General features: G+C 58.4%; 7 protein-coding genes and 1 tRNA gene. 6 read left to right on the forward strand and 2 right to left on the reverse strand.

Features of this window, described 5'->3' with window-relative positions; translation table 11 throughout:
• From IEV53_RS12135 to IEV53_RS12160, 6 genes are all read left to right on the forward strand, one after another.
• Positions 1-954, forward strand: a complete 954-nt coding sequence (locus IEV53_RS12135; protein ID WP_188427084.1) for a LysR family transcriptional regulator — start codon at positions 1-3, stop codon at positions 952-954.
• Between the two features lie 69 nt (positions 955-1,023).
• Complete coding sequence (gene denD / locus IEV53_RS12140; RefSeq protein ID WP_188427085.1) at positions 1,024-2,010, forward strand: D-erythronate dehydrogenase; 987 nt, start codon at positions 1,024-1,026, stop codon at positions 2,008-2,010.
• A gap of 77 nt (positions 2,011-2,087) precedes the next feature.
• Positions 2,088-3,422: an MFS transporter gene (locus IEV53_RS12145; protein WP_188427086.1), complete on the forward strand. Its 1,335-nt coding sequence runs from the start codon at positions 2,088-2,090 to the stop codon at positions 3,420-3,422.
• Positions 3,423-3,460: 38 nt separating this feature from the next.
• Positions 3,461-4,387, forward strand: a complete 927-nt coding sequence (locus IEV53_RS12150) for a sugar phosphate isomerase/epimerase family protein (RefSeq protein WP_188427087.1) — start codon at positions 3,461-3,463, stop codon at positions 4,385-4,387.
• 73 nt (positions 4,388-4,460) lie between these two features.
• Positions 4,461-5,762, forward strand: a complete 1,302-nt coding sequence (locus tag IEV53_RS12155; protein WP_188427088.1) for an MFS transporter — start codon at positions 4,461-4,463, stop codon at positions 5,760-5,762.
• Positions 5,763-5,765: 3 nt separating this feature from the next.
• Positions 5,766-6,923, forward strand: coding sequence for an alpha-hydroxy acid oxidase (locus tag IEV53_RS12160; protein ID WP_188427089.1), 1,158 nt, complete (start codon positions 5,766-5,768; stop codon positions 6,921-6,923).
• A gap of 274 nt (positions 6,924-7,197) precedes the next feature.
• Here the strand turns inward: IEV53_RS12160 and IEV53_RS12165 are convergent, their stop codons facing one another.
• Both IEV53_RS12165 and IEV53_RS12170 read right to left on the reverse strand, forming a co-directional pair.
• The gene (locus tag IEV53_RS12165) at positions 7,198-7,635 is read right to left on the reverse strand and encodes an EamA family transporter (RefSeq protein ID WP_188427090.1); all 438 of its coding nucleotides are present in this window, start codon (positions 7,633-7,635) and stop codon (positions 7,198-7,200) included.
• Positions 7,636-8,198: 563 nt separating this feature from the next.
• Positions 8,199-8,275: transfer RNA gene (locus IEV53_RS12170), tRNA-Met, on the reverse strand.
• Positions 8,276-8,323: the final 48 nt, after the last annotated feature.

The following is an 8,323-nucleotide window of genomic DNA, read 5'->3' on the forward strand; positions in this document are numbered from 1 at the left end:
ATGACGGCCCATTCACTGATCAACCGCCTCAAGCTCAGGCATCTGCGCCTGATACTCGAACTCGAAGCCACCAATAACCTGCATCGCGCCGCCGAGAGGATGAATCTCTCTCAGCCTTCCGTTTCAAAGCTGCTTCAGGAGGTCGAACACGCGCTTAATGCCCGTCTTTTTGAGCGGTCGTCGCAAGGCGTCTTCCCCACCCCCAGCGGCGTTCTTGCGGCACGACATGCACGATTGATGCTCAACGATATCGACCGTCTGCAGCTCGACATGAACGCCATGCAGGAAGGCACCTATGGAACCGTGCGCGTCGGATCAATCGTCGCGGCCCTGCCGGAACTTGTCTCGCCCGTCTTTGCCGATATTGCCCATTCCCAGCCAGGCATAAGCCTGTCTCTTTCGGTCGATACCAGCGACGCCCTGCTTCTCGGCATGGAAAGCGGAAGGCTCGACTTCGTGATCGGGCGTCCACTCGGGCTGCACGGCCCGACCTCACTCGATTGCCGTGACCTCGCCAGTGAACCCCTCTGCGTGGTGACAAGCCGCACAAATCCGATGGCCGATTCTGGCACCCTCACCCTGGAGGATGTGGCGCAGGAACGCTGGATCCTTCAGACCGCTCCCAGCCCCATGAGGCGAGCCATAGAAGCCGCCTTCACGACGGCGCTCCTTCCCCTGCCCGCACATCCCATCGAAGCGTCATCGATGTTCGCGACAATCGACCTTCTGCTGCATTCCAATCTTCTGGCGGTCATTCCATGCAGCGTGAGCCGACATTACGAAAAAGCCGGCATGATCCGCCGCCTCTCGGTACCGATGCCCGATTTTCTCGGCGCCTATTCTCTCATCAGCCTGCCTGACCGACCTCTGACACCCGCGGCCTTGCTGGTTTTCAGCGCCATTGAGGCTCTGGCGATCAGAAAAGCTGATCACCCGCTTCCATCTTGCTTCTAGCGCCTGATTAACTTTCGGATAGGTTCCGTTCATCTGAATTCGGGTCTTCCGACAGGAAAGGTGACACAGATGCATATCCTCGTCATTGGCGCCGCAGGCATGATCGGGCGCAAATTTACCGAGAGCCTGATCAACACCCCCCTTGATGGGGCTGCCGCACTCAGCCGGCTCACACTGGCCGATGTCATCGCGCCGACGTCACCTGCCGGGTTTACCGGCTCGTGCGAGACCATGACATGCGATCTTACCCAGCATAGCGCCGCAGAGCGCCTTCTGAGTGGTCGCCCGGATATCATCTATCACCTCGCTGCCATTGTGTCGGGCGAGGCTGAGGCCGATTTCGACAAGGGCTACAGCGTCAATCTGGACGGCACACGCACGCTCTTCGAGGCAATCCGCCACATCAACAGCCGCGAAGGCTGGAAACCGCGCGTCGTTTTCGCGTCATCCAACGCCGTATTCGGTGGCGACTTCCCCGATATCATCCCGGATGACTACATCCTGACGCCTCAGACCAGCTATGGCACGCAAAAAGCCATCTGCGAGTTGCTTCTTGCTGATTATCGTCGGCGCGGTTTCTTCGACGGCATCGGCTTGCGCCTTCCCACCATCTGCGTGCGCCCGGGCAAGCCCAACCGCGCGGCGTCGGGGTTCTTCTCCGGCATCATCCGCGAGCCACTGGTCGGTCAGGAAGCCATTCTTCCCGTACCCGATACGATTCGCCACTGGATGACGAGCCCGCGTTCAGCCGTGCAGTTTCTGCGTCATGCCGCAACGCTCGATCTCTCCCTGCTGGGCGAGCGCCCCAATCTCTCGATGCCTGCGCTTTCCATCACCGTTGGTGACCAGATTGCCGCGCTGCGCCGCATTGCCGGTGACAAGGCCGTCGCGCTCATCAAACGGGCGCCGGACGAGGCGGTGGCGCGCATCGTGGCAGGCTGGGCACGGGGCTTTGACCCGCAGCGCGCCCTCGCGCTCGGCTTCACGACCGAACAAAGCTTCGACGAGATCATCGAGGCGCATATCGAAGATGAGCTCGGTGGGCACATTGCCTGAGATCACCCTCTCTCCATCAGCCTGACCACATCCATGCCCTGCGCGAAAAGCCGGGGCGTGATGAGGAGCCGAGCCTCATGATTTCTGCCACTCCCGCGACAGCGCCCCCCGCAAGCCCTGAAACCCTGAGAGCGCGGGCCACCGGCAAGGCATTTGCCAAGCTGCTGCCTTTTCTCATCCTGATGTATATCGTCGCCTTTCTTGACAGGTCGAATATCGGCTCTGCCAAGCAGGCGCTGCACACCGATGTTGGTGTGTCAGATGCAATGTTTGCCTTCGGTGCCGGTGTTTTCTTCATCGGCTATGCGCTGTTCGAAATCCCGAGCAACCTCATTCTCTACCGGGTGGGCGCCAGACGCTGGATGGCGCGCATCATGGTGACATGGGGCGTCGTCTCCGCAGGCATGATGTTCACCCAGGGCAATGTTTCCTTCGTTGTTCTGCGCACCTTTCTGGGCATTGCCGAGGCCGGTTTCTTTCCCGGCATCATGCTCTACCTCACCTTCTGGTTTCCCGAGAGAGAGCGCACCAAGGTGCTGGGGGTGTTCTATTTCGGCTATCCGCTGGCCATGACGTTCGGCAATCCGCTTTCGGGAGCGCTCTTCAATCTGGACGGGCTGCTCGGCCTCGCCGGATGGCAATGGATGTTCCTGCTTGAGGGCGGGCTCGCCGTCGCAATGGGTATCGCCACATGGTTCGTCCTGCCTGACAAACCACAGGATGTCGCCTGGCTGACAGACGAGGAAAAAGCAACGCTCAATGACATCCTGCGCAGAGAAGCGGCTGCCAAGGAGGGGGCAGATCATCACGGCGTCAAGCTCGGTGCACTCCTGCATTCGAGCAAATTGCTCCAGTTCCTTGCACTCTACATGGTCATGCAGGTCGCGAGTTACGGCGTCGTGTTCTATCTGCCCGAGCAGGTCTCTTCGATCCTGCATGAAAAGATCGGCTTTCGTGTCGGTCTCGTCAGCGGCATCCCCTGGGCTTTCGCTATTCTTTCGACCTTCGTCATCACCCGTCTGGTGCAAAAGCACGACGCGCCAAGACTGGGTCTGCTCGTCTGCCTGAGCATGGCCGCAATCGGCCTGTTCGTCTCGGGGGCAGAGTCCGGCATCGTTGCGATCATCGGGCTGTGCATCGCCGCCGCCGGCGTCGTGACGGTTCAGGCGGTTTTCTGGAATTTCCCTCTCGCCCATTTCACCGGGGCACAAGCCGCAGGCGCAATCGCGCTGATCAACGCACTCGGCAATCTCGGTGGTTTCGCCGCGCCCAATATCCGCAGCTTTGCCTCTCATCTTTGGGAGAGCCCTGCGGCCGGGCTCTATGCCGTCGCCCTCTCGGGTTTGGTCGGGCTGATTATCGCGGCTTTTCTGCCGCGCACCAATCATGAAAGCCACCACCCCGCCCATTGAGCGACTGATCGTTTTTCCTGCAAAAAAGGAGATTCACCATGCCTAGCCCTCTCAACCGCACCAACTGGCCCATCGCTGCGGCGATGATCCAATATGCCAATATCCTGCCAGACGGCTCGAGCGTGCAGGACCAGAAGCCCGAGGAATGGGCCGCTACCCTCGCCGAGGTGACAGACGCTGGCTTTACAGAAATCGACCCCACAGATTCATGGATCAGGCTCGCCGATCTGCCTCTGGCGCGTCAGCAGGTTTTTGCAGATCTGGTGAAAGAGGCCGGGCTGACCATGCCGGGGCTATCGACGGCCCGCCGTTCCGTGATCGATCCTGAAGCAGCGGATGAAAACCTCGCCTACAGCCATCGCGTGATCGACACGGCCGCTCGACTGGGCATCAAGGAAGTCTCGTTCGGTCTCTTCTATCCTCTGACCCCGCCCCAGAAAGCCGCACTCTGGTTCTGGACGGCGCAGGGCACCGTCAATCCGGATGACAAGGAGACATGGAAAAAAGCCGTCGAGCGCATACGCGAACTGGCACGACACGCCCAGGAAGTCGGTATCGATCTGTCCCTGGAAATGTACGAGGATACCTATCTAGGCACAGCCGATAGCGCGGTACGCTTCGTCGAGGATGTCGATTGTTCCAATGTCGGCATCAATGCCGATCTGGGAAATCTGGTGCGTCTGCATCGCCCGGTCGAGCACTGGGAGTCGATGATGCAGAAAGTCGCGCCTTTTGCACGCTACTGGCACGTCAAGAACTACTTCCGTACCGAAGACGCGACGACAGGCATGGTAGTGACCGCTCCCGCGCCCCTCGAATTCGGCGTGATCAGCTACCGGGCAGCCATCAAAATGGCTCTGGCACACGGCTTCAAGAGTGCCTTCCTGGTTGAGCATTACGGTGGCGACGGCCTGAGCGTGGCCGCGACCAACCGCGACTATCTGCGTCGCGTCCTGCCCAGATAAGCTTCGTTGTCCTGCATCGGCCCGGTGTCGATGCAGGGAACCGCCCGGCATCCCCTCAAACCGGAGAGAGATCATGCCCCGACTGCGCTGGCTGATGATCATCCTCTGTTTCGCCGCAACCACTATCAACTACATAGACCGCGCGACCATTGCCATTGCGGCTCCCTTCATGGCGAGGGAGCTCCATATCGACCCGGCCACTCTGGGCGTTATTCTGGGCGCGTTCTTCTGGAGCTACGCGTTCATGCAATTGCCTTTTGGCATGATCGTCGATCGTTTCGGTGTGCGTTCAGCCTATACGCTGGCGGTCATGTGGTGGTCGATCTGTACCGCTCTGACAGCGATCATACGCGGGCCACTCAGCATTCTCGGTCTGCGCTTGGCTCTCGGCATAGGCGAAGCGGGCAGCTATCCATCGAATGCAAAAGTCGCATCGCTCTGGTTTCCCAAAAGCGAGCGAGGTCTGGCCGCTGGTATTTTCGACAGCGGCTCACGCGCCGGTGCGGCTGTTTCTCTTCCCCTTGTAGCCCTGCTGATCGGCTGGCTTGGGTGGCGGTTGGCATTTGTCGCCGCAGGTGGGCTGGGCCTGATCTGGGTGGTCATCTGGCTTGCGTTCTATCATGATCCTGACCGGCATCCGGCGATATCGTCGTACCAGTTAGCCAAGCTGAGGGAAGCTCAACCGGCCAGCAGCAAGGCGGCACCCGGCGCCTGGAAGCAATTGCTGAAACACCGCTCGGTGTGGGGCATGATGCTCGGATTTTTCTGCGCGAATTTTGTCTTCTATTTCTTTGCGACATGGTTCCCGAGTTATCTCGTGTCAGCTCACGGGTTCTCGCTCAAGGAACTTGGCCTGATCGGCATGATACCCGGTGTGACAGCCATCCCTGCCGCGTGGCTGGGCGGCTGGACCTCTGACACATTGCACAGGCACGGCTGGAGTCTGACCGTAGCGCGCAAAAGCTGTCTGGTTGGCGGGCTGCTATTGTCCTCCGTGATCGCTCTATCAGCCTTTGCCACACAGACCTGGCTCTGCATCGCTCTGCTTTCGGTCTCATTCGGCGGCATCGCCTTTACCGGAGCGAATATCTGGTCGTTGCCAGCCGACATCGCCCCAAGTGCCGATCTCGTCGCGACGCTGGGCGGGCTGCAGAACAGTGCCGCCAATATTGCGGGTATCGTCATCGCCAGTTTTACGGGTCTCATGGTGAGCCTGACGCATGGCTCTTTCATGATCCCGCTTTGCGCGACCGGTGCCTTCGGCCTGTTGGGGGCGCTCTCCTATCTCTTCATCGTGGGGCCCATTGCACCGCTCCCTCTGGAAGAACCCAAAAAGAAACGGCCTCTGACGGCGAGCCAGACAGTAAGGATTTGACGCATGCCCGGGATTTCATCCGCAAGGCTGAAGCAGATACTCAATCTGAACGATTTCGAGGCTCAGGCACGCAAGCATCTTCCCAGAGCGATTTTCGGTTATGTGCAGGGAGGTGCCGATGATGGCACGACAATCAGCCATAACCGGGAAGTGCTGAACCGCATCCGTTTGATCCCGCGCATCCTGCGTGATGTCTCGGCTTGCTCTCAGAAAGTCACCTTATTCGGGCAGCGTTTCGCGAGCCCGTTCATGATAGCCCCCATGGGCGCTTCGGCAGTCGTTGCCCATGACGCCGATAACGCCATGGCCAAAGCCGCCAGAGCTGCCCGGATACCCTATATCCTGAGTGCGAATGCCATCACGCCAATCGAAGAAATAGGACAGAGCTATCCGGGTTGCTGGTTTGCCGGATACCAGAAACCCGATGAAAGCAATATCGAGCGCATGGTCAAACGCGTGGCCGATGCGGGATTTACTGCTTATTTCCTGACTGCTGACGTCGCCGTCGGCTCTAACAGGGAAAACAACAAGAGAAACGGTTACACCATGCCGTTCCGCCCGACAGCGCGCCTGGCTTTCGATATGGCCCGGCATCCCTCCTGGCTCTATCGAACCGGGCTGAAAACCGTCTGTCAGAGAGGCGTACCTCGGATCAGCAATATTGATCCTGTCGAACGGCCTTCCATTTTTTCAAGCGAGATCGATGCCGTCACCGGCTATGCAAGCTTCAGCTGGAAGCACGCAGAGATGATCCGCCGTTACTGGAAGGGCGCATTGATCATCAAGGGCGTGCTCTCTCCAGAAGATGCGAAGCTGGCGCGCGAGTTGGGAGCTGACGGGATTGTTGTCTCCAACCATGGCGGGAGGCAGCTCGATTGTGCCGTTTCACCAATGGAAGTCCTGAGTGCCATCAAAGCCGAGAGCGGGTCGATGACCGTACTCGTCGATAGCGGTTTCCGCCGTGGAACAGATGTCGTGAAAGGTCTTGCTTCAGGGGCCGACGCTGTTCTGATAGGTCGCCCTTTTCTTTACGCAGCAGCTCTGGGTCGAGAAAAGGCAATAACCCGCGCCATTGGCCTACTACAGCGTGAGATCCATATCGATCAGTGCCTTCTGGGGGTAGAGACCTGCGAAGCTCTCAAAGAGATTGCTCAAGCCTGACACAAGCGTAGCCGGAGGCCCCCCTACTATCTCTAACTCTCAATGAGGATAGTGCGGAGCTGGGAAGATCGACGAACTTCATCTGGCCGTTTGCGAATTGCCGGCAGCGTGTGCAGCGAGAGACTGAGGCCTGTTACGACCTGCGATAGTCGGAGCCAACCGGACCTCGCACCCCGCTCACATCCGGATCCGCGTACCGCCTGCTATCCAGATGGCGGCAGGCCCTGAAAGACTTCCCGGCAGACGAAGCCCGAGACATGCGAATGCCGTAAATTTAGGCCGTCGCCACCGGAAGCGCGCCTATGGTGATACAAGCAACACCAAGCCATCCCTTTACCGACAGATATTCTCCAAGCATTAAGACGCCAAAGATGGCAACGATCACAACACTCAACTTGTCGACCGGCGCTACGCGTGCAGCATCACCCAGCTTCAGTGCCCGGAAATAACAGAGCCACGATGCCCCGGTCGCCAGACCGGAAAGGGCGAGAAACAGCGCTGTTCGAAAGCCTACCGGGCCGACAGCACGAAACTTTCCCGATATCACCAGATACGCAGCAAGAATTACAACGATGACTAGTGTGCGTATGAAGGTCGCCGCATCGGAATCGATTTGGCTCACACCCAGCTTTGCAAGAATAGCCGTCAGAGCAGCAAAACCCGCCGATAAAACTGCCCAGAAAAGCCAGGATGCCGTGAACAGATGAATCATGTGATTTCGCTTTCGCTCACCAGGTATGAGTCACCGCTTCATTTTCACCGGCAAAGCAGACAGGCACAATATACGCTGAGGCTTAAACTCTTCACTCAGCCAAAAACAAGCAGTTCGTGCCGCCTGAGCGCGTAACCTTCCAAAGGTACTGAAGGGCTATTTCATAACAAGCTCAAGAGACACTCATACGAATCAAAAGCTACATATTCTCTTCGTAGAGATTACCCTACCTGCCCTTCCTCCTCGGTACGAAAGTAGAGTACGGAAGTGTTCCTTATATTGAAGCGCGCAATTTCAGCGAACCGGTCGAGGTTCAGGAGAAATCACACCTCTTCACCTCGTGCGCCGTCACCGCGCCGCCTCTCTTTTTCTGCTCAAGCCCCGCTGCGAGCTGGACCCGTGCGCTTTGATTGAACGGACTGCTGAGGCTGTCTTTTGCTGCGTCGGCATTGGTTTTACGGGAGCAGGCTTGTGATGGTCGCGCTATTTTTCTGATCGAACGACGAATACGCGCTGAGCGTTTAGCTGAGCGCGTTGTGGTATTGTGTATTGTATGGGGATTTTGGTTGCGGGGGCAGGATTTGAACCTGCGGCCTTCAGGTTATGAGCCTGACGAGCTACCGGGCTGCTCCACCCCGCGGGGGTGGTGTTTTTGTGGGGTGGATCAGGGGACCTGGCGGCGACCGAC

The sequence above is a fragment of the Asaia siamensis genome, assembly GCF_014635085.1.
Taxonomy (GTDB): Bacteria; Pseudomonadota; Alphaproteobacteria; order Acetobacterales; family Acetobacteraceae; genus Asaia; species Asaia siamensis.

What these genes read in the sequence shown, in the direction of transcription:
- IEV53_RS12160 (WP_188427089.1), top strand. Translation starts at nt 5,766, where the DNA reads ATGCCCGGGATTTCATCCGCAAGGCTGAAGCAGATACTCAATCTGAAC.
- IEV53_RS12135 (WP_188427084.1), top strand. Translation starts at nt 1, where the DNA reads ATGACGGCCCATTCACTGATCAACCGCCTCAAGCTCAGGCATCTGCGC.
- IEV53_RS12150 (WP_188427087.1), top strand. Translation starts at nt 3,461, where the DNA reads ATGCCTAGCCCTCTCAACCGCACCAACTGGCCCATCGCTGCGGCGATG.
- IEV53_RS12145 (WP_188427086.1), top strand. Translation starts at nt 2,088, where the DNA reads ATGATTTCTGCCACTCCCGCGACAGCGCCCCCCGCAAGCCCTGAAACC.
- IEV53_RS12165 (WP_188427090.1), bottom strand. Translation starts at nt 7,635, where the DNA reads ATGATTCATCTGTTCACGGCATCCTGGCTTTTCTGGGCAGTTTTATCG.
- IEV53_RS12155 (WP_188427088.1), top strand. Translation starts at nt 4,461, where the DNA reads ATGCCCCGACTGCGCTGGCTGATGATCATCCTCTGTTTCGCCGCAACC.
- denD (WP_188427085.1), top strand. Translation starts at nt 1,024, where the DNA reads ATGCATATCCTCGTCATTGGCGCCGCAGGCATGATCGGGCGCAAATTT.